Origin of the sequence: Helicobacter pylori, from assembly GCF_003638305.1 — a bacterium.
Taxonomy (GTDB): domain Bacteria; phylum Campylobacterota; class Campylobacteria; order Campylobacterales; family Helicobacteraceae; genus Helicobacter; species Helicobacter pylori_DJ.
In genome coordinates, this window is sequence record NZ_MVYP01000002.1 from 45,369 (window position 1) to 66,987 (window position 21,619).

17 protein-coding genes and 3 pseudogenes are annotated in these 21,619 nt (G+C 40.3%); 11 read left to right on the plus strand and 9 right to left on the minus strand.

Annotation, left to right across the window (positions count from 1 at the left end):
- Nucleotides 1-91: 91 nt before the first annotated feature.
- Together putP and EAL04_RS01185 are read right to left on the minus strand one after the other, a co-directional pair.
- Nucleotides 92-1,582 carry a sodium/proline symporter PutP gene (gene putP / locus EAL04_RS01180; protein ID WP_120972711.1) on the minus strand — a complete coding sequence of 497 codons (1,491 nt, stop codon included), beginning with the start codon at nt 1,580-1,582 and terminating at the stop codon, nt 92-94.
- Nucleotides 1,583-1,608: 26 nt separating this feature from the next.
- The gene (locus EAL04_RS01185) at nt 1,609-5,166 is read right to left on the minus strand and encodes a bifunctional proline dehydrogenase/L-glutamate gamma-semialdehyde dehydrogenase (protein WP_120972713.1); all 3,558 of its coding nucleotides are present in this window, start codon (nt 5,164-5,166) and stop codon (nt 1,609-1,611) included.
- Nucleotides 5,167-5,478: 312 nt separating this feature from the next.
- Between EAL04_RS01185 and EAL04_RS01195 the strand changes: the two genes are divergently transcribed.
- Complete coding sequence (locus EAL04_RS01195; protein ID WP_000848999.1) at nt 5,479-5,688, plus strand: hypothetical protein; 210 nt, start codon at nt 5,479-5,481, stop codon at nt 5,686-5,688.
- Nucleotides 5,689-5,990: 302 nt separating this feature from the next.
- Here the strand turns inward: EAL04_RS01195 and EAL04_RS08045 are convergent, their stop codons facing one another.
- A complete protein-coding gene (locus tag EAL04_RS08045; RefSeq protein WP_240454640.1) occupies nt 5,991-6,164 on the minus strand; it encodes a hypothetical protein in 174 nt (57 codons plus the stop codon).
- Nucleotides 6,165-6,189: 25 nt separating this feature from the next.
- On the opposite strand from EAL04_RS08045, the gene EAL04_RS01200 reads away from it, so the two are divergent.
- The 10 genes and pseudogenes from EAL04_RS01200 to EAL04_RS01245 all read left to right on the plus strand — a co-directional run bounded on the left by EAL04_RS01200 (nt 6,190) and on the right by EAL04_RS01245 (nt 16,312).
- Nucleotides 6,190-7,035: a hypothetical protein gene (locus EAL04_RS01200; protein WP_240454642.1), complete on the plus strand. Its 846-nt coding sequence runs from the start codon at nt 6,190-6,192 to the stop codon at nt 7,033-7,035.
- Nucleotides 7,036-7,879: pseudogene (locus EAL04_RS01205) on the plus strand (coiled-coil domain-containing protein).
- Between the two features lie 247 nt (nt 7,880-8,126).
- Nucleotides 8,127-8,489 (plus strand): hypothetical protein, encoded by a 363-nt coding sequence (locus tag EAL04_RS08275; RefSeq protein ID WP_423750106.1) that lies wholly within the window; start codon nt 8,127-8,129, stop codon nt 8,487-8,489.
- Nucleotides 8,490-8,499: 10 nt separating this feature from the next.
- A pseudogene (locus EAL04_RS01215) lies at nt 8,500-10,919 on the plus strand (hypothetical protein).
- Entirely contained in the window at nt 10,916-11,485 is a 570-nt protein-coding gene (locus tag EAL04_RS01220) for a hypothetical protein (RefSeq protein ID WP_120972721.1), read from the plus strand. Before EAL04_RS01215 ends, EAL04_RS01220 begins: the two are co-directional and overlap by 4 nt.
- A 15-nt stretch (nt 11,486-11,500) precedes the next feature.
- Entirely contained in the window at nt 11,501-11,761 is a 261-nt protein-coding gene (locus EAL04_RS01225; protein WP_108583499.1) for a type VII secretion protein, read from the plus strand.
- Nucleotides 11,762-11,771: 10 nt separating this feature from the next.
- A complete protein-coding gene (locus EAL04_RS01230) occupies nt 11,772-13,145 on the plus strand; it encodes an HNH endonuclease (protein WP_120972723.1) in 1,374 nt (457 codons plus the stop codon).
- A complete protein-coding gene (locus EAL04_RS01235; protein WP_120972725.1) occupies nt 13,115-13,540 on the plus strand; it encodes an SMI1/KNR4 family protein in 426 nt (141 codons plus the stop codon). The genes EAL04_RS01230 and EAL04_RS01235 overlap by 31 nt, the downstream gene beginning before the upstream one ends.
- A gap of 1 nt (nt 13,541) precedes the next feature.
- On the plus strand, nt 13,542-13,889 hold the full coding sequence (locus EAL04_RS01240) for a hypothetical protein (RefSeq protein ID WP_120972727.1): 348 nt from the start codon (nt 13,542-13,544) through the stop codon (nt 13,887-13,889).
- A pseudogene (locus EAL04_RS01245) lies at nt 13,882-16,312 on the plus strand (FtsK/SpoIIIE domain-containing protein). Before EAL04_RS01240 ends, EAL04_RS01245 begins: the two are co-directional and overlap by 8 nt.
- An 84-nt stretch (nt 16,313-16,396) precedes the next feature.
- Here EAL04_RS01245 and EAL04_RS01250 read toward each other — a convergent pair.
- The 6 genes from EAL04_RS01250 to ureB all read right to left on the minus strand — a co-directional run bounded on the left by EAL04_RS01250 (nt 16,397) and on the right by ureB (nt 21,618).
- Nucleotides 16,397-17,194 carry an urease accessory protein UreD gene (locus EAL04_RS01250; RefSeq protein ID WP_120972729.1) on the minus strand — a complete coding sequence of 266 codons (798 nt, stop codon included), beginning with the start codon at nt 17,192-17,194 and terminating at the stop codon, nt 16,397-16,399.
- Complete coding sequence (gene ureG / locus EAL04_RS01255; protein WP_000238762.1) at nt 17,194-17,793, minus strand: urease accessory protein UreG; 600 nt, start codon at nt 17,791-17,793, stop codon at nt 17,194-17,196. Before ureG ends, EAL04_RS01250 begins: the two co-directional genes overlap by 1 nt.
- Before the next feature lie 28 nt (nt 17,794-17,821).
- Entirely contained in the window at nt 17,822-18,592 is a 771-nt protein-coding gene (locus tag EAL04_RS01260; protein WP_120972731.1) for an urease accessory protein UreF, read from the minus strand.
- 22 nt (nt 18,593-18,614) lie between these two features.
- Entirely contained in the window at nt 18,615-19,127 is a 513-nt protein-coding gene (gene ureE, locus EAL04_RS01265) for an urease accessory protein UreE (protein ID WP_120972733.1), read from the minus strand.
- A gap of 1 nt (nt 19,128) precedes the next feature.
- The gene (ureI, locus tag EAL04_RS01270) at nt 19,129-19,716 is read right to left on the minus strand and encodes an acid-activated urea channel protein UreI (RefSeq protein ID WP_000901274.1); all 588 of its coding nucleotides are present in this window, start codon (nt 19,714-19,716) and stop codon (nt 19,129-19,131) included.
- Between the two features lie 192 nt (nt 19,717-19,908).
- The gene (gene ureB, locus EAL04_RS01275; RefSeq protein ID WP_000724295.1) at nt 19,909-21,618 is read right to left on the minus strand and encodes an urease subunit beta; all 1,710 of its coding nucleotides are present in this window, start codon (nt 21,616-21,618) and stop codon (nt 19,909-19,911) included.
- Between the last annotated feature and the right edge of the window lies 1 nt (nt 21,619).

Sequence of the window (21,619 nt, forward strand, 5' to 3'; positions counted from 1 at the left end):
CCCTAACCCCAGAAAATAAAGAAACATAGGTTAAGGTTTGATCAAAGAGCATAGGGGGATTAAGGATTAAACCAAGCTCATTTGAAGTGCCTCAACGCCTCAAGCTCTCAATTTCTTTGAGCATGGTTTCAAAAGCCTCTTTAGTGCCTGCTCGCACGCTAGAAAACAAACTAAACACCACAATAGCTACGCTCGCTACAATAAAGCCCGGAACGATTTCATAAATATCCAAAAAGCTTTTGCCAAATTTATCGTATAAAATCACCGTGCTAGCCCCAGAGAGCATGCCAGCAATCGCGCCAATGCGCGTCATTCTTGACCAAAAAAGCGAGAACAAAATCACAGAGCCAAAACTCGCGCCAAAGCCAGCCCATGCGTAACTCACGATGCTGAGGATGCTAGCGTTTTTATCCGTTGAAATGAAAAAAGCGATGCAAGCCACCCCTAAAACCGAAAGCCTAGAAATAACCATCACTAATTTTTGGGGGGCGTTTTTATTGAAAATCGTCGCATAGAAATCTTCAGCAATGGTAGAAGAGCTTACAAGCAGTTGCGAACTGGCCGTGCTCATCACTGCCGCTAAAATCGCGCTCAATAAAATGCCTGTGATCCAAGGGTTAAAGAGCAATTGACTCATCACAATGAAAATCTTTTCAGGGTCTTCTAAGCTTAAATCAAATTTATGTACATACGCAACGCCTAAAAGCCCCATAACGCATGCCCCAATCAAAGAAATAACCATCCAAGAAATCCCAATAGTGGTCGCTTTAGGCACATCTTTAATGGAGCGGATAGACATGAAGCGCACTAAAATATGGGGTTGTCCAAAATAGCCCAAGCCCCAAGCAAGGCTTGAAATAATAGCGACCACGCTAGATCCTTGCAAGAAAGAAAGGTTTTCAGGCTTGATTTCTCTAATGATTTTAATCCCCTCTCCAATCCCACCAAGATGGATTGTCATAACGATCGGCACCACGATTAAAGCGCTCATCATCAAAAGCCCTTGAATCAAATCCGTCCAGCACACCGCCTTATACCCTCCTAAAAAGGTGTAAGAAACAATGATCAGCGTGCCAATGCTTAAAGCGTAGTTGTATTGGATGCCAAAGGTCGCTTCAAAGAGTTTGGCCCCACTCACTAGCCCTGAAGAAATGTAAAAAATAAAAAAGATTAAAATCACAAAAGCCGAAATCAAGCGCAAGATGTGTTTATCATCGCTAAAGCGCGTTTCAAAATAATCTGAAATGGTAATGGAATTAGCGATCACGCTCGTATAAATGCGTAAGCGTTTGGCCACAAAAACCCAATTAATCAATGCCCCTAAACTCAATCCTATGGCGATGTGTGAATTGATAAGCCCCCCCACATATAAAGCTCCAGGTAACCCCATTAAAAGCCACCCGCTCATGTCACTCGCCCCAGCGCTCAAAGCGCTAATCACAGGCCCCATAGAGCGATCGCCTAAGAAATAATCCTCAGTCGTTTCATTTTGCTTATAAAAATAAAAACCAATATAGAGCATTAGTAGCGAATAAACGATAAACATCGTAACAATAGGGGTGCTTAAAACAACATGTCCCATTTTGATCTCCTTATTTAATACAATATTTATTTTTCAGCACAACATGATTTGTGGCAAGTGGGTTGCCTTAAAACCCTTGAGCCTAAATTCCCGTAACGATGATATGAGATGCTAACCGATCGCTCTAAGTGGTAATACAGCAATTCAAAACGCCCGTTCAAGCAGGGTTTAGCCGTGGCTAAAACCATCCCTAAAGCGCTCGCTTGCTTGTGCAATAAATCCAAATCGCTTTTTAAATAACGGACACGATTGAAAGCATACAATTTCTCGCTAAAAGCTTGCAAGCTTTCATAAACGATAGGGGCGTTTGCTTGGAGCGTTTTTAAGCATTCCAAGAAAAATGTTAAATCCTTGTTCGTTCGTTCGTTTTCTATGCTGAGCGTTAAAGGGATTTGAGAAACTAAACACGCTAAAGCCACGCCTAACATGTCGCTTAAGGTGTCCTTTTCGGTGATGCGATAGCCCACGCTTTTAACTTTAGTGTAGGAAAAAAGGTTGTCTTCGCCTCTGATTTTGACATAGTCTTTAGCTTGGCTAAATTCATGCTTGTAATGATAAGCGTAGCTCTTCGCCATAAAAATTGCACGCTTCAACTCATGCGTGTGCTCGTCATAGCCTTTTTGAGTCAAGCCCTCTAAAGCTTCACTTAAGGGGTTTTTTAGGGCGTGTTCATCTTCTTCTTCTTGGTGGATATCCACAAATTGCGTGATATAGTTAAAAATACCTACTTTCCTCCCAAACCCCACAGCGGATTTTTTAACCCCCCCAAAAGGCTGGCGCAAAACGATCGCTCCTGTGGTGGGTTTGTTGATATAGATATTACCGGCTTCAATGCGTTCTAAATAATATTCCCACTCCCTTTCGTCCAAAGACTCTAACGTGCTAGTCAGCCCGTAACCGGTAGAGTTGACTATCTCTATCGCTTCGTCTAAATCTTGCGCTTTCATCACGGATAAAATGGGCGTAAAAAGCTCAGTTTGGTGCGTGAAATCGCCTTTTTTAGTGCCGTATTTGATGCTTGGCTTCATCAAATAGGGGTTATCATCAACAAAGCTTGCCGGGATTTCGTAATTTTCATAGCTTTTCAATTCATCTATGGCTTTGATGACCTTTTCATTAGGCTTGTCCGCTAGAGTGCCGATTTTGTTTTTGAAATCAAAAGGATCGCCCACGCTAAGGCTTAGAGTCGCATCTATCAAAGTCTTTTTGAAATTCTCATCTTCATAGACTTCTTTTTCCAACACTAAAAGCGAAGTGGCGGAGCATTTTTGCCCCGAATTGCTAAAAGCTGAATGGATAACGTTCTTGATCGCCTGATCCCTGTCTGCCATTTTGCTCACAATGGTGGCGTTTTTACCGCCCGTTTCAGCGCTCAAGGCCAAAGTGGGGTTAGCTTCTAGCATTTTATAAGCGGTGTCTTCGCCCCCGGTTAAAATGGCAAACTGGATGCTTCCATCTTTCAAAAGATGCTCGCTAATATCGCTCCCTTTAGAGGGCAAGTAAATGAGTGCATCTCTTGGCACGCCCGCATCCCAAAAGCACTCACAAAGCTTATAACCCGTTACGCTAGACAAACTTGAGGGCTTGTAAATCACCCGATTGCCAGCGGCTAGAGGGGCAGCGATAGTGCCTACAGAAATGCCCACAGGGAAATTCCATGGAGCGATGACCACGCCCACGCCTTTGGGGGTGAATTGCGTTTTTTCATTTTGCTCTTGCAACACTCTTAAGCTGTAAGGGTAAAACTCTAAAAAGTCAATGGCTTCGCTCACTTCAGCGTCCGTTTCAGCGAAAGTCTTACCCACTTCTAAAGCCGAAATCCCTACTAAATCGCCTCTCCTTTCTCTAAAAAGCTGGGCGGTTTGACTCAATAAAGCATGGATTTCTGTGAAGCTTTTTTGACTGAAATGACTCTTATCGCTTTTAGCCACTTCTAGGGCTTTTAAAATCGCTTCCTTATCCGCTAAATGCACGCTGGCGATTTTTTTATGATGGATTTTATCAAAGACTTCTAAAGGGGTTAAATTAGGATCTTCAAACCTCCCATCTATTTCTGGGTAAAGCTCTAAAATAGGGGCGTTATGCATTTTCTCGCGCACTTTTTTAGCCCATTCTCGGTTGGCTTTTAAGATAAAATCGGTATCGCTTTCGTTTTTAAAGGAGTGGTTTGGGTAGGTGGTATGCCCGGTTTGCTTGGCGTTTCTGTCTTGGGTCCTGTGGGTGGCGTTGTCTAAAGTGGCGATTCCTTTAAGGCTGTTTAAAAAGCGTTGTTCCTGGTCTTTCCATTCGCTCGTGCCTACTTTGAGGTTGAAGAAAGCTTTCATGAAATTATCGCTTGAGGTGTTTTCATCTAATCTCCTCACCAAGTAAGCGATCGCATTATTGAAATGCGCTTCATCGCACACCGGCGCATAAAGAATGAGCTTGTGCATCTCTTTTAATTCTTGGCTCGCTTGCAAGCTCATGCCCTCTAGCATTTCAAAGCTAAAATGCTCCAACACAACAGGGTCATTAAGGGCATGAATGCGCGTATAGACATAAGCGATTTCAAAGATATTATGGCTCGCTGCACCGATATGAATGTATTTATAATTATCGCCATCTAAAACAAAATCCAGCATTTTATTGTAATTAGAGTCGGTGTCTTGCTTACTAGAAAATGTGGGTAACGCCCAGTCTTTCACGGAAGCGATAGTCTCTTCGCTCTCCATGTTCGCTCCCTTAACAAAGCGGATTTTAATGGGCTTTAACCCCTTTAAAACCCTTTCTTTAGAAAAAGCATGCAGTTTTTTCAAATATTCATAAGAATCAGGGATATAAGCTTGCAACACAATACCGGCGTTCAAATCAAATTTAGCGATGGATTCCATAAATGACTCCACTGTTAGCTCTAAATCCCTAAATTCCTCCATATCCAAGTTGATGAATTTAGGCATGCCTTGCTTTTTTTCTTCTTCTAAAGCTAGAGCGTAAAGAGCGTCTAATCGTTTGACAATTTCTTTTTTAGAGTATTCAAAATCAAGGATATTGATTTGAGAAAAAATCGTCGTGATTTTAATGGAAATGTATTGGATGTAGTTGGATTTTAGGGCTTGAGAGTATTTTTCAAAGCGCGCATTAGCTTCTTCTTCGCCTAAAACTTCCTCGCCAATAAAATTCACGTTCAAAATGATTTTTTCATTCTTTCTTTTTAAAATCCGCTCTCTTAATTGGCTCTCTTCTTGATCCAAGACCATCGCTTTCGTGTCGCTTCTGATTTTATTGACAAAGAAAGGCACGCTCATATCAGGGAGCATTTTCCCAAAGCTTAAAAACCCCATTAAAAGCCATTTTTCAAACGAAGAAAAAATCTCACGGCTTTTGTATTTGTCTAAAACATGCTCAATCATTTCAAAGCGGGCTTTATTGTCTAGGCATCTAAAACTCCGATCCATAAGTTCTATGAGCATGACTTTGTTTTCAGGGTTATTTAAAAGCTTTTGCATTTTAGAGTGGAACGCTTTTTCTTGCTCGCTCAAATGACTACTGATACTATCTTGCAGTTTTTTAGCTAATTCTAATGAATCGTCAATGATTTTTTGCATGAGCTTACCTTTTATTTAAGAATTTGGCTTGATTATAACATGTTTTAAACAGGCATTTTTTAATAATGATTTTTATTTCTTGATTGTTTTTATACTAAATGAATTTAATTATTAAAATTGATATATTCAAATGTGGTAATTATTTACCAATTGAGCGTTAAAATGGGGAGAATTTTTGATCTTTTAAAAAGTTCATTTACTTTTCGTTTAAAAATAAATTTTATCATTCTCGCCGTATAATTTAAAACCATTGAACGAAACGATTTTAAATTAAACGGATTGATAAAAATTTTACAAAACAAAGGATATAAAATGAAAACAATTAAAAATGGCATTATGATCGGCACACTCGGTGCGTTGTTATTGAGCGGTTGCTCTAGCTTTGATGCTCAGCGTTTCGCTTGTCTCCCTAAAGACCATTCTTCAAAAGACGCTTCTACCAAAAAAGAAGCGCAATACACGCCTAAGGGCTTTTTTGACCCTTATTCTTCTAACTTAAACCACTGGGATTCTACATTCTAGGGGTTTATTAGAGGGGGCGAAAAAAGGGGGGGAAATAAAGCTCATTTTAAGTTTTCTCAAATTACAATAACAACCTTTTTAACACTGATATAATAAAAAAGGAGATATTCTTATGAGTGGCACTCATATTGTAGAAAATACGAATAATGAGAAAATAGAAAAACCAAATATTTCAAATCCCACCGCTTCCACCCCCCCCCCAATAATGAAGAGCTTTTAAAACTTGTTGGAGATCTTGCAGATCGCCTTAAAAAATTAGAAGACCTTAAATTAGAAGACTTTGAACCCCTTAGAAAACCCTCTCATTTTATAGGCTCTTTCTTTTCGCTTGGAAAATCTTCTAACGACACCCAAGAAAACCCAAAAGACGCTTTAAAATTCACCAATTTCCAAGAGAAATACACCAAGCCGACTGAAACCACCGAGCTGAATAGCAAGATCGCCGGGTTATCCGCAGATAAAGAAAACCTAACCAATCAGCTTAACGCATCACAAAAACAAGTGCAAGCGTTAGAACAATCTCAGCAAGTTTTAAAAAATGAAAAAGCCGAGCTGACTAGCAAAATCGCCGAGCTGAATAACAAGATCACCGGGTTATCTACAGAAAAAGACAAGCTAGAAAGAGAAAGTAAAAATCTAACCACAGACAAAGATAACCTAACTAAAGAAAAAACAGAGCTGACTAACAAGAATGCCGAATTACAAAAGCAAGTGAAAGCGTTACAAGACTCTAAGCAAGTTTTAGAAAATATAAAAGCCGATCTGACCAACGAAAACACCAAGCTAAAAAATGAAAAAACAGAGCTGACTAATAAGATCACCGGATTAGCCACAGAAAAAGATAATCTAACTAAAGAAAAAGAAAAACTCAATACAGCGCTATCAAATGCAAAAACCCAAGCCGAACAAACGAGCCAAAAACTAAACGAGCTAGAGCGAAGGCACGCTCCATACCAAAAATTAGAAAAACTCTATGAAGTCTTTTTGGGAGTCAAAGATCGCTTGAATTTTAATTTTGTAGCAACAACTCACAGTGCAATGGACTTGATCGCATCTGTTCTTAGCGATAGCAAATACTATTTAGAAAGCCTTTATAACCAAGCGAGCCAAGAATTAGGCGATAAGAGGAGCGATAAAGGCGAAAAATTAGCTGAATTGTTTGATTTGCTTTTTGAATATATTAAGGATAGTAAATTTGAGCGTTTGAAAGAGCCAAGCGCTTATGACCATTCATGCAAAAAGCTATACCCAGAGCAAAACACTTCTCAAAAGATGCAAAGAGTGGTTTTAAGAGGCTATAAGCACAATGATAAAGTGTATCACACTATCGTGGATATGGGATCATAAATGGGAAGGCTTATTGAAAAATGGTTTGGCTTCTCTCAAATAAGAGAAGAATTAGAAGCTCGCATCGGTGAGTTAGAAGACGAAAACGCCGAGCTAGAAAACAGAAATGACAAGTTATTCGCAGAAAACGAAAGCTTATCTGTAAAAATCAGCGGGTTAGAAAACGCTAACGATCAATTATGGCAAGCTAAAGAAAAGCTCACTAAAGAAAAAGCAGAACTGAAAACAGAAAAAGACATTTTAGCTAAAGAAAACACACGCTTATTAGCAGCCAGAGATCGGCTGACTGAAGAAAAAAGAGAATTGACAACAGAAAAAGAAAGGCTAGCCAGAAAAAATACCGATCTAGAAAACAGAAACGCCGTATTGACTGAAAAAACCGCCGATTTGAAAACCGAAAACGACAAGCTCAACCACCAAGTTATCGCACTCAATAAAGAGCAGGGCAGCCTCAAACAAGAGCGAGCGAAATTGCAAGGTGAGCATGGGTTTTTAGAAAAACGATGCACCAATTTAGAAAAAGACAACCAACGCCTAACCGACAAGCTCAAACAATTAGAAAGCGCTCAAAAAAATTTGGAAAACACTAACAATCAATTACGGCAAGCTTTAGAAAACTCTAACGCTCAATTAGCGCAAGCTAAAGAAAAAAATAGCCACAGAAAAAAGCGAGCTGGAGCGAGAAATCGCGCGTTTGAAGAGCTTAGAGGGTATGGGAGCCAAAAGCGATCTGGACTTGCATAACAGGCGTTTAGCGAGCGCAAACCAGGATTTAAAACGCCAAAACCGAAAATTAGAAGAAGAGAATATAAAACTCAAAGAGGAGGCTGGTAATGTCATTTGACGAAGAAACAGAAGACGAAGACTTTGAAGAACTCATAAAGGAAGTAGAAGAGTTAGAGAACTCTTATTATTTTTTAAAAGGTGAAAACGCCGAATTATCAAAAGAAAAAGAAAGGCTAGCCAACAAAAACGACAAATTACAAAAGCAAGTACATGAGCTAGAAAATTCTTATCATCTTTTAAAAAATGAAAAAACCGATTGGCTAAAAGAAAAAGAAAGGCTAAAAAAAGAAAAACACAAGCTAGTCATAGAAAAAGAACTTCTAAACGATCAGCTTATCGCATCACAAAAGCAAGTAGAAGCGTTAGAACAATCTCAGCAAGTTTTAAAAAATGAAAAAACCGAGCTGACCAACGAAAACACCAAGCTAAAAACAGAAAGAACAGAGCTGACTGGAAAAATTAAAGCGCTAGCCATAGAAAGAGATAAGCTTATCGCATCGCACCAAGAAAAAAGCAAACTGGACTTGGATAACAGGCGTTTAGCGAGCGCAAACCAGGATTTAAAACGCCAAAACAGAAAATTAGAAGAAGAGAACATGGCACTCAAAGAGAGGGTTGATGGCTTGAACGAGCAACTCTTCACATTGCAACCACAAAAACCACAATAAAGGAAATATCATGGTAAAACCCTTACAAAGTTTAAGACTGCCTCTTGGCCACCCCTTAGTAGAGAAATTGTGCGATCTGTCTTTAAACAATAAAGCCGCATTCAATGAAGAAATACCGATCCATTTCAAAGAAGAAGTGTCAAAAGAAGATCGAACTAAGTTTGAACGAGCGTTGCGGGTGCTTCATGCGATCGTCAATAATGAGACTTCTTCAAGGTATCTTTCTGATGACAATCAAAAATTCTTAGAGAGTTTAGCGCAAGCTGAAAAGATCGCTAATGAGCAAATAGAAAAAACCTTAGAGATCGTTTCTACTAGCGATGTGTATGTGGATTTTGAAGCATTTAAAGAATTGATGCTCAATGTGGATAATATAGCGGTAGGCCTTAAGAGCTATAGTCAAAGCCAATTGCTTGATTTAAATGGAGGGCATTGGGATTTAGAGGTGCCTAGCTTGCCTAAAGAAAGGGTAACCTTTAGGTTTGATAATTTAGACAGCAATAACAAAGAAATGAACTTCTATGCCCGCTCAAGCTTGAAAGACTTAAACAAGGGCGTTGTCGCTATTGACTTTGGGACTAAAAGCACGACCGCAAGCTATATGGATAAGATGGGAACATACCGCTTGCTCTCTATTGGCGGGCTAGTAGATGACGCAAGCCTTGCAAAGTTTGAAAACCCTACGATCATGGAGTTTAGACACAGAAAAAAATTTATTACAGAATACAACGCGCTAGATCACCGCCCTTTCACAGAAAAGAACGATATAGAAGTGGCGCATGAAGCCCAAAAGAGCGCTGCAGGCGTTAAAGGGAATGATTTGTATCGGTTTTTTTCTCAATTGAAGCAATGGGCTGGAGCGGATGAAAAACAGAATTTTAGGGATCTCATAGAGGATTTTCCTTTAGAAAGCTTCGCTCACTGCACGGGTTTTAACCCCATAGAAATCTACGCTTACTGCATCGGCCGCTGCATCAACAACATGCACAATGGCGTGTTTTTGAAATACTTTTTATCCTACCCCATCAAGTATGAAAAGCATCAGGCTGAAAAAATCAGAGAGAGTTTTGAAAGAGGCTTGAAGAAATCCTTACCCCGGCATGTTTTTGGCGATGAAAAAACGGCTAAAACTTTCAAAGTGGAATTGAGAGCGAGCGAGCCTTGCGCGTATGCCATTAGCGCTTTAAAAAGCTATGGGTTTTTAAATCAGAGAAGTTAGACAAGCCGGTTTATTATGGGGTGTTTGATTTTGGGGGCGGGACGACGGATTTTGACTTTGGCAAATGGGAAAAAAGCGCTAACCCCAAATTCCTTTACAAAATGACGCATTTTAGTAGCGGAGGGGATAAATATTTAGGCGGTGAAAATTTATTGGAATTATTGGCTTTTGAAGCGTATGCCAAAAATTTCCAAGAGCTGAAAGCAAAAGATATTGTCATCGCTAAGCCCAACTATGACAGGATCGATACGCAACGCTTTGGATCGTTTATGCAAAACTCCAGGGAAGCATGTTTGAATTTGCAAGAGATCGCTTCTACATTACGCCCTTTTTTAGAAAATTTAGACGCTGGTATTATAGAGACGATAGAAGAAAATGAAGAGTTTAACATAGAGGGTTTTGAAAAGGATTTTAAAACCATGCTGTTGGATAGGAATGGGGTAGAAACAGAATGCGATCTTAAAGTTGATTGCAAAGAGCTTTTAAACCTCTTAAAAGACAAGATCAATGAAGGCGTTGCCAACTTCTTTGCAGGATTTTCTAAAGTGATGGCTGAAAACATTGATGATCAATGCAAAGCGTTTCACATTTTCTTAGGAGGGAATGCGAGCCGATCGGTGCTAGTCAAACAAGCGTTTGAAAACGCCAAAGAAAAGCAGCTCAAAGATTACAAGCAAAAGACTTCTAAAGATGATTTCACATTCATTATTTATGAGCCACTAGGCACAGAAGCCTCAGACAAACAGATTTTAGAGCTTACAGGAGAAGATGTCTCTAACACGCCCGCTTATTTGAAGCCCACTTGCAAAACCGGGGTGGCTTTTGGGCTTTTAGAAAGCAGGGACAAGGCTAAAGGGATTGAAAGGTCCTCTATAAGCTCCAACCCTGTGTTTAAATACGATTTGGGCATTGAGATAGAGGGGAAATTCCACGCTAAAATCCACAGGGATTCTTTAAAGCCTAATGAATACCAGATTTTCCAAACTAAAGAGGAATGGGGAGGCTTTGATGAGCTAGAGATACGCTACAGCGACAAAGCCCTAGCCAACACCAACACTTTGGACATTAAAGATACGCAAATGATTTCCATAGCGCTAGAAGAGGTTGAAGAAGTGGACGTGAAAGTGTGTTGCGTGGATTCCCAAAGCATTAAAGTGGGGCTGTTTAAAGACGACCAATTGATCTATGAAAGCGAGGTAGAAAAACTATGATGACTAAGAACGCTTATGCGTTTGTCGTGATTGAAAAAAGCATTATGGTGTTTAAATGCGCCAAAGACAAGGGGCTAATCCCTATCACTGAAGGCTTTGCGCCGTTAAAAGAGAGCTTTTTGAGAAGTTTTAAAGAGCGTTGCAATCTGGAATTTTTAGAAAATTTAGACCTTTTGTTTTTGTATGACTACCAGTTTTCAAGCGAGGTTTTTTCCTTGTGTAAGGATTTGAAAAATTCCATTTGGGACAGAAAGCTTGTGGTAGCGTTAGTGGAGGCTTTGGAGAGTTTTAAGGGTTTGAATTTGTCTCTTAAAGTAGAAGACAAGCGTTCTAATAGCTTGGGTAATGGCGCTAAAAAATTGCTCACCAACGCTGATTTAGGGAGCAACCATAAAACAATCGTGATAGACAGCATGAAAACATACCACCAAAGCCAGCAAGAAAAATACAAAAGAGAAAGAGGCGAAACGCTAGAGGTTCGCCCCACAACACCCCCTAGCTATGGGGGTGGGAGCATTAGAATCAGCGGCGATAAAAAGCCTGATTCTAATGAAGAAAATTTTTAAAAGAAAGGATAACCGATGAGCAAAGTGCAAATGGATACCGAAGAGGTCAGGGAATTTGTAGGGCATTTAGAACGCTTTAAAGAGTTACTAAGAGAGGAAGTGAATAGCTTGAGTAATCATTTCCATAATTTAGAATCATGGCAAGACGCTAAAAGAGAGAGATTTAGCGAGGTGGTGGATAACTTGAAAGGCACTTTCAATGAATTTGATGAAGCCGCGCAAGAGCAAATCGCATGGCTTAAAGAGAGGATTAGGGTTTTAGAGCAAGATTATTAAGGGGTGGTTTATGGCCGAATGGAAAACGGACACAGAAGAAGTCAAAAAGGTTGTTGATAAATGCAGGGAATTTAAAAGATCCTTGCAAGAAGAAAGGTGTCTTGGTTTTATCAAAGACCTTGATAGTTACGCACGAAAAATCATAGTAGAGCGCAGAAAAATTGAAATGCAATTGGAAAAAGCCATAGGAGAATTAAAAAAAGCCAAAAGCAATGAAGATGACGCTAAAATTGCTTTAAGAGTCTTGCAAGGTGCTTCTATTGTATCGTGTATTTGGCCTCCTGCTAGAATAGCTGCTGCGGCAGCCATTGCAGTCGCTGAAACTGTTTTGAAATTTATGAAAGAAGACACAGAAAAATGCAAAAGGAATGTGGAGCTATTAGAACGAATGCTTGAAATCTACTCGAATCAAGCCAAAGCGAGCGTGGATCTTGTGAATCAAGCTTGGGAGGGCATTAAAAAGAGGTTGCATTTTTATACTGATAAACACCAGGAATTTATTAGGCGTTTGAAACAAGCGAGCGATGCGATAGATAACGAATACAACTTGCCAACCCCAGGCGTTTTAATGGAATACGATTTTGAACGGCCTGCTATCTCTTATACCCCTAAAAAAAGCGTTTTTGATGAGCGCTTGAAAGATTTGAGGGAAAATTTTAGTGCTTCTTTATACGCTGATCTATGCGCTGATTTGAAAGACAAGATCAACGCTTTTTCTCATAGGGATCGCGCCACAACTTCTAAAGAGCGAGAATTAGATTTGATGAATGTTGATATTGAAAGCTTGACTCTAGCCAAAAATCGTTGCGTTAAAAATTGTAAGAAAGCTTTGGAAGGTTTTACAGAAAAAATCAAAAAATCCCCCAACGATTCAAACGCTATCAATGAAGCCTTTGATAACTTAGAAACAGAGTTGGAGCGCGCTACGGAAAATTTGAGCCAAAAAATCGATCCCATCTTAGAACGGAATGAAGATTATACGCAAAAAGCGTTGGAGTATAGGGAGTTTTTAGAAAGCCGTAAAGAGGGCTTTATTGTAGATGAGCAAAACCCCTACCCTGATGAGGTCAAATTCAATGATTTGCATTTGGCGGAATTTGATAGCGTTTTTAGCGCCATTGCGCCTTTAGAAGATTTAAATAAAACCGCATGCGCTCATCATGCCCTAAAGGCTTTACAAACCGCGCTTAAAGACAACGATTTGGGCTTTGATGCAACAGAACTGGAACAGATCGCAAAAGGATTCATCCCTAGGGGCTATTTGTGGCATTTTGACGCGAATGTTTTAGGGAATGTGGCGTTGGTGAGAGAAGAATTATTATTAGGCGTGAAACACACGAAAGGATATTCACTATGGACAGAATTTCTACAGAAACAGAATTGAATTGGGAATTTGTAGAGCCGCTCAATGAGAATGCGTTGAACGGGTTAGAAGAGCGGTTGAAAATAGGCTTGAGCGATGCGTTTAAGGACTTCATCAAACGATCAAACTATGGTTTTAGCCAATGGCGTTATTTCATGGTGGGCAATGAATCCTACACGTTCAAGCATGTTTTGAATTTCAATTTAGAGGGCAAGGGTTTATTGATTGATTTCATGCAAAGCTTGAAAGAATGGTTAGAGCCTGAAGAAATCGTCTTCGCTAATGACGGGTATGGGGGGTATTATCTTTGGAATACGACTACTGATGTGGTGCTGTTTTTAGACACTGATGATGGCTCAAAAAAAGCGCTATTAAATCTTAATATGTTTTTAAAAAAACTGGAATCAAGTGGTTAAAATGTTTTCTCATAAAGTTTTTTTGGAGGGTTGCACCAATAAATTAAGAAAGATTTGCGATGAATTTGTAGAAAACGCCATGCAAGATGATTTGGGGCAGAAACTTAAAAGTGAGGTGCTAGAGGAGATGCTAAAAATCGCGCATGACTTAGAAAATTTAGAGCAAGACACTCAATACCAAAGAAGAAAAATCAACGAGCAAATTGAAGAAGCCAAGTATTTGGAGAAGCAAATTGATATGAATTTCCATTCACCAAGCGAGATCGATAGGCTTATGCGTGAAGCCAAAGAGCATGAAAGAGAAGCTAAGAGACGCTATGATGAATATCTTAAGGATAAAAATGATTGATGCGGGTAATTTATTAAAAGAATTAGACGACGCCTTAGATAAGGTTGTTGCTAAAAAAGAGCCAGAGAGTTTTCTTAGGCCATCCACTTTAAAAATAGAGGACTATCAAAAGAGTATCAGGCAAATTCAAGCGCAATTCATAGACGCGCCAAAATTCAATGAAACGACCACTTACCCTAAATTTTTAAGCTGTGGTTTGTTGCATGTTAGGGGCAAAAATGGCGCTAATATGGAATTTTTATTGCCTAAAGTTTATCCTTTCCCCCCTAAAAGCTTGTATATAGAGCATGAAAAAGACGGGCAGTTTTTGAGAGAAATGCTCATGCACTTACTCTCCAGCGTGCCTTTAGTGCAACTGGAAGTGATTTTAATTGATGCGTTGAGTTTGGGGGGTATTTTCAATCTGGCCAGAAGGCTTTTAAATAAAGACAATGATTTTATTTACCAGCAAAGGATTTTGACCGAAAGCAAGGAAATAGAAGAAGCCCTAAAGCATTTGTATGAATATTTAAAGGTTAATTTGCAAGAAAAATTAGCCGGTTTTAGAGATTTTGCGCATTATAATGAAGAAAAAGAAGACCGCTTGCCTTTAAAAGCGCTTTTTTTAAGCGGGGTAGATGCTTTGAGTAAAGACGCGCTTTATTATTTGGAAAAAATCGTGCGTTTTGGCTCTAAAAATGGGGTTTTGAGCTTTGTCAATTTGGAGAGCGAAAAAAACAATCAATCCGCAGAATATTTGAAAAATTATGCGGAGTTTTTTAAAGATAGGACAAGTTTTGAACGCTTAAAATACCTTAATGTAGAAGTCATCAATGATCAAGGTATTAAATCCCAGCACATGAAAGACTTCGCTGATAGAATTAAAGCGTATTACAAGCAAAAAAAAAGAAATTAAAAGGGAATTGAAAGACTTACAAAGGGATAAAGAATTTTGGACTAAAAGCTCTCAGCATGAGGTGGTTGTGCCGGTGGGGTGGGATATTAACCATAAGGAAGTGTGTTTTGAAATCGGTAACGAACAAAACCACACGCTCATTTGCGGGCACAGCGGGAGCGGGAAATCCAATTTCTTGCATGTGTTGATCCAAAATCTAGCCTTCTACTACGCGCCCAATGAAGTCCAACTTTTTTTGTTAGACTATAAAGAGGGGGTGGAATTTAACGCGTATGTAGCAGATCCCCCTTTAGAGCATGCGAGGTTGGTGAGCGTGGCGAGTTCAATCTCTTATGGCATCACTTTCTTGAAATGGCTTTGCGGTGAAATGGAAAAAAGAGCCGATCGGTTCAAGCAGTTTAAGGTGAAAGACTTAAGCGATTACCGAAAGCATGACGAAATGCCCAGATTGATCGTAGTGATTGATGAATTTCAGGTGCTTTTTAACGATAAAAAAGGAAAAGGTGAGGTGGAGCGGCATTTAAACACCCTACTCAAAAAGGGCCGCAGCTATGGGGTGCATTTAGTTTTAGCCACTCAAACCATGCGCGGCACTGACATTAATCCAAGCTTTAAGGCTCAAATCGCCAACCGCATCGCTTTGCCTATGGATGCAGAAGACAGCAGTAGTGTTTTGGGCGATGATGCGGCTTGTGAGCTTGTCAGGCCAGAAGGCATTTTCAACAACAACGGAGGGCATAAAAAATACCACACCAAGATGAGTATCCCTAAAGCCCCTGATGATTTCAAATCTTTTCTCACAAAAATACACGCTGAATTTAACCAAAGAAACCTTGCACCCATAGAGCGTAAAATCTATAATGGCGAGACACCTTTAAAAATGCCCAATATCCTTAAGGCTAATGAAATGCGTTTGCATCTGGGCAAAGAAGTGGATTATGAGCAAAAGGACTTGATAGTGGAGTTTGAAAACAACGAATCGCATTTGTTAGTGGTTAGCCAAGATTTAAACGCTCGCATCGCTTTAATGAAACTCTTGTTCCAAAACATTAAGAGCGCGAACAAAGAATTGGTTTTTTGCAATAAAGAAAAACGCTTGATAAGGTCTTTTGATGTGCAAAAAGAATACGGTATTACGCCCATAGAAAACGCTTTAAACGCTTTAGATGCCACTACTAACCGCCCTAATAGTGCGCTTGTGATAGACAATCTCAACGAAGCGAAAGAATTGCACGACAAAGTAGGGGCAGAAAAGTTAAAATCGTTTTTAGAAAAAGCCACAGACAACGAGCAGTATTGCGTCATTTTTGCACATGACTACAAACAAATTAAAACTAATTACCATCTTGACAAGTTAAGAGAATTGTTAAGCAACCACTTCAAGCAATGCCTAGCCTTTAGGTGCAATGGGGAAAACTTGAACGCCCTCCAAAGCGGTTTACCCTCACCAAGCGAACACAACGCGCTCTTCATAGAGCTTTCCAAAGACAGCCGCACTGAGTTTAGGCCCTTCAGCTTACAAGATTAAAAAAAGGGGGGGTTAAAAAAAGAGAGTTAAAAAAAGTGGGGGGGGTTAAAAAGACTAAAGGGATTTAATCTTTTTAAAGTGCTTTCAAACCTTTGGCGTGGTGGTTTGCGTGATGAAGCGAGCGATTTTTTCTCTTAAATGCAACAAGGGTTCTGAGCCTTTCGCTAAAGCTTTTAGGCATAAATGAGAACTAGCAATCTCGCTCACGGCTCCATCCACTCCTTCGCTCTCTTCAACCAATTCTCGCACGTCAGACAGCTCTATGGGGCAATTGACAAGCACCAGATTCAAATAGTGCGTGTAGCCATCAAACATGCACATGTTACTCATGTCGGTGGTTTTGGGATCTAAAATCGTATTATCATAATAGATAGGTTTCTCATCTTGTAAAATAGAGATTTTGGTGTGCAAGCGGTTGAATTGGAACAACTCATTTCGCGCCACTCGCCCGGCGACAATGATTTCACTATAGAGCAATTGGGAGCTAGAGCGTAAAGAAATCGTGGTATTGCCCTTAAAATGCGCGTTTTCAAAGGGGATTAACGGGAAGGGTGCGAAGTCCAAAAAAGCGTTTTCCCCCACAACGATATGCATGTTTCTGCTAGCAAACCCGTCTTCAGTGTTATGGATTTTTTCAAAGGATTGCGAAGTGATCCTTAACTTGCAATTTTGACCGATGTGTAATTGCATGTCTTGCGCATCGCCTTTCATTAAGCCAGGGCTTACCGCTAGAAGCATGATTTCAGCTAAATCGTCTTTAGGGTAAAAGGGCGCCATAAGCTTAAAGGGGGGAGTGAAAAAATTGTCTTCAATCACGCACCGCCCATCAGCCCCTATTTTGGTTTTTAACCTGAGCTTGGATTCTTGAGCGTAAGTGTTCATTAATCTTCCAATAAAGCGTTGCGCTTAATCCAAGCGATCACATCATCTAGGCCTTCTTTAGCACGGATATTTGTAAAAATAAAGGGCTTTTCGCCGCGCATTTTTTTAGAATCCCTTTCCATGACTTTCAAGTCCGCTCCCACATAGGGGGCTAAGTCAATTTTATTGATGACAAGCAAGTCTGAGCGCGTGATTCCTGGGCCACCTTTCCTGGGGATTTTATCGCCCTCAGCCACATCAATCACAAAAATCGTAAAATCCGCTAGCTCTGGGTTGAAAGTCGCTGAAAGGTTGTCGCCTCCGCTTTCAATCAAAAGCAGTTCCAAATTAGGGAAACGGCCATGCATTTCTTCTACCGCTTCTAAATTCATGGAAGCGTCTTCTCTAATGGCGGTGTGAGGACAGCCTCCTGTTTCTACGCCAATAATCCTCTCTCGTGGCATCACCGAATTTTTACACATAAACTCTGCGTCTTCTTTAGTGTAAATATCATTAGTGATAACCGCCATGTCATAATCCTTTGACATGTGGCGCGTTAAAGCTTCAATCAAGGCGGTTTTACCGCTTCCTACAGGACCACAAACTCCAATTTTTACCATAAAATTCCTTTCAATTTGAGATTAAAATTCAAGACATATAAAGGCGCGAGTATAAACTCTCATGCTGCATCGCCTTAATGTCGTTTTGAACGCTTGCCGCACACAGGTGGCTTTCGTCTAGTTCTAGGGTTTTTTCTATGAGCTGGTTAAAAGGGCTTTGCAAACTCAATAAGATTTTTTGCCCATCGTTTTGAGATAGTGGGACGCTTTTAACGCAGTTGATCACCATGTTAGAAGTTTGCGCATAAAGATAATGCCTTAAAGCCTTTTTCAATTCAATGTTCAAACTCGCCGCAAAAACGCCATAGCTAGTGGCATGGGTGGGATCTTTGGTTTGTTGAGCGTAAGCGTTAAAAAATGCACCCATGTCTAATTCGTTCATGGCTTTTAAGGTTTTAATGAAGCGATTGCCTAGCTTTTGATTGGCTAATCGTAATTCCATGGGGCTTGTGGATAGCATAATAACTTCTTCAACCCCTAAGATTTTTTTTAAATCCTGTTGGAGGGCGCTTTCATAGGTTAATTTCAAGCTCAGCATTTCCGTGTAAAGGAATTGGCTAGAAAGATTGGCTTTTAAATACTCTAAAGCGCTTTCTTTATTGGTAACCTTTTTTTGCTGGATGTAAGTTTCTAGCCCAAAAGAATGCGTGTAAGAGCCAATAGGGAACACCGCATCATTGACTTGCAAGATCAGAAATTCGTTATCCACATGACTATTGGCGTTGTCGTCTGTCTTTGGGGTTTTTGGGGGCGTACCCACGCTTTTTTTAGTGCTTTTCACGCTCTTTCCTTTATCCATTCTGTTATTTTCTATTTCTTTTCTATTTCATGACCACTTTAAAATCGCTCGCTAGTGAGACCTTAAAATTAGGCTCACTATGGGGCATGCTCACGGTTAAGCGTTCTTTGGAATCCAATTTTGAACTTAAAACACGATTTTGAACCCCTAGCTTTTCTAATAACGCTAGCGTGGGCTTTTCAAATGGTGTTTTAAATTCAAATTGAGACTCGCCATAGTATAAAGCCGCATGGCGGTTCCCTATTTCGTAGCATATTTTCGCTACTTCTGCCACGCTCTTGGCTTGGATGTGAATGACTTCAGAATCCAAGATATTAACGGCGATAATTTCCTTCTCTTCTTTAAATAAAATATCCCCTTGAGAGAGACCCAACTTGGGAGCGTCTTTAAGGCGTATGGCCATGTCTTTGCCTTGCCTGGTTTTAAAACGAGCGATCTTTTTCCTCGTTTCAAACCATTCTAAATCCACATAATCCACATTGAAATCCAAGGGGTTTAAATCCCTTAGATTGCCAACTAAACGCTCTATGATCATATCACACCCAGTGTTGGATAAAGAGCAACCAAGCAGGGATCCAAGCGGTTAAAATACCCTCAATGATAGCAAGCCATGGAGTGAATTTCCCTAAAGGGATTTTCAAGATGTTTTCAATGAAAGCGGTAAGCCACAAAACACCCCAAGCCAACCAAATGATTGCCCACCAATCGCCTTCAGTGATGCCTAACACTTTGTGGTCATCAAGCATATCGCTATAGTGGGATAAAATCGCAGCAGGAACAGTGTTGATCGCTACGAATAAGCTATACCAAGAATAAGGCCTCCAATCCAAACCAAAAGTGTGGTTGATAGCCGCATACAAGTAGGTAAAACCAAACAATAACCCAGTCGCTGGCCCATAGAAACTAGTCAAATGGTGCGATACTTGAACAATATCTTCTGCACCTTCTACAGGGGCTGTAGGGTGGAGCGCGGAATAAGTGATGACCACCACATTACAAACAATGGAAAGTCCGCCCACAAAAAAGTTCATCACCGCAGTGCTTTTAGGATCGACTTTGGTTAATCCGCAAATCCCGTTGCTGATTAAAACAATCCCAACATATAACAATACAAGTCCTAGCATTGCCTTTTCCTTCCAAAACAAAATTTTTACAACAAACGCACCTTACGAATAACTTTTGTTGCTTGAGCTAATCATAAAGAAAAATAGTAAATTGACAAAAAATAAAAACAAAAAAAAGCCCCCAATTTTTTGATAAACAAAAAATCAGAGAGCTAAAAACTAAGGATTTAAGGAGCGTTGCTCCTAAAAATCCTAGAAAATGCTAAAGAGTTGAGCCAAGCTCACTTTATTGGCTGGTTTAGAAGTGACTTCTTTGCCATCCACGAACACATGGTAAGTTTCAGGATTGACTTCAATGTGAGCGGTAGTGTCGTTGAATTGCATGTCTTTTTTAGTGATGTTTCTGCAATTTTTTACCGGCAACACTTGTCTTTCAAGCCCTAATTCTTCTTTAATGCCTTTGTCATAAGCCGCTTGAGACACAAAAGTGATGTTTGCATCGTATTTAGCTTTACCATGGTGAGCGAACATTTCTCTGTAATAAACCGGTTGTGGGGTAGGGATAGAAGCGTTCGCATCGCCCATTTGACTTAACGCAATGAATCCGCCTTTGATGATCATGTTGGGTTTCACGCCAAAGAATGCTGGACTCCACAATACCAAGTCAGCCACTTTGCCCACTTCTACTGAACCTACATACTCGCTAATCCCATGAGCGATCGCTGGGTTAATGGTGTATTTAGACAAGTAGCGTTTGATCCTGAAATTGTCGTTATCGCCTTTTTCTTCTTTCAAGCGGCCAAATTCTTTTTTGTTTTTGTCAGCTGTTTGCCAAGTCCTAGTGATAACTTCACCCACACGACCCATCGCTTGAGAGTCAGAACTAGTGATGGAGAAAATCCCCATGTCATGCAAAGTGTCTTCAGCCGCAATGGTTTGAGGGCGAATCCTTGAATCAGCGAACTGGACATCTTCTTTAATGCTTTTATCCAAGTGGTGGCACACCATAAGCATGTCCATGTGTTCGGCTTCTGTATTCACGGTGAAAGGGATAGTGGGGTTAGTGGAAGCGGGTAGAATGTTGTGTTCGCCGGCCACTTTAATAATATCAGGAGCGTGTCCGCCGCCAGCGCCTTCAGTGTGGAAAGTGTGCATAGTGCGTCCGGCAATAGCAGCCATAGTGTCTTCTACACAACCAGCTTCATTCAAAGTGTCTGTGTGGATAGCGACTTGCACATCGTATTTGTCCGCAACATCTAACGCATGATTGATTGCAGAAGGAGTGGTACCCCAGTCTTCGTGGATTTTAAAGCCAATCGCACCGGCTTCAATTTGATCGGCTAAGCTCGCATCGTTAGAAGCGTTACCTTTAGCCAAGAAACCTAAGTTCATAGAATATTCTTCAGCCGCTCTGAGCATCCATTTCAAGTTTCTTCTACCTGGAGTGATAGTAGTCGCATTAGTGCCATCAGCAGGACCGGTTCCGCCACCAATCATGGTTGTTACACCGCTTGCAAAAGCTGTAGGGATTTGTTGGGGTGAAATGAAGTGGATGTGTGTGTCAATACCACCAGCCGTTACGATCAAACCTTCACCGGCTAGCGCTTCAGTAGCAGGACCCACGCTAAGATTGTTTTTAACGCCATCTTGCATGTCTTTGTTACCGCCTTTACCAATGCCAGCGATTTTGCCGTCTTTAATACCAATATCCGCTTTATAAATACCGGTGTAATCCACGATTAAAGCGTTAGTGATGATTAAATCCAGTTCTTCTTTGCTAGGGTTGTTAGATTGGCTCATGCCTTCTCTTAGGGTTTTACCACCGCCGAATTTAAGCTCTTCGCCATAAATGGTGTAGTCATGTTCTACTTCAGCGATCAAATCTGTATCGCCCAATCTCACTTTATCGCCTGTAGTAGGGCCATACATAGAAACATATTCTTTTCTGCTAATCTTTTTCATT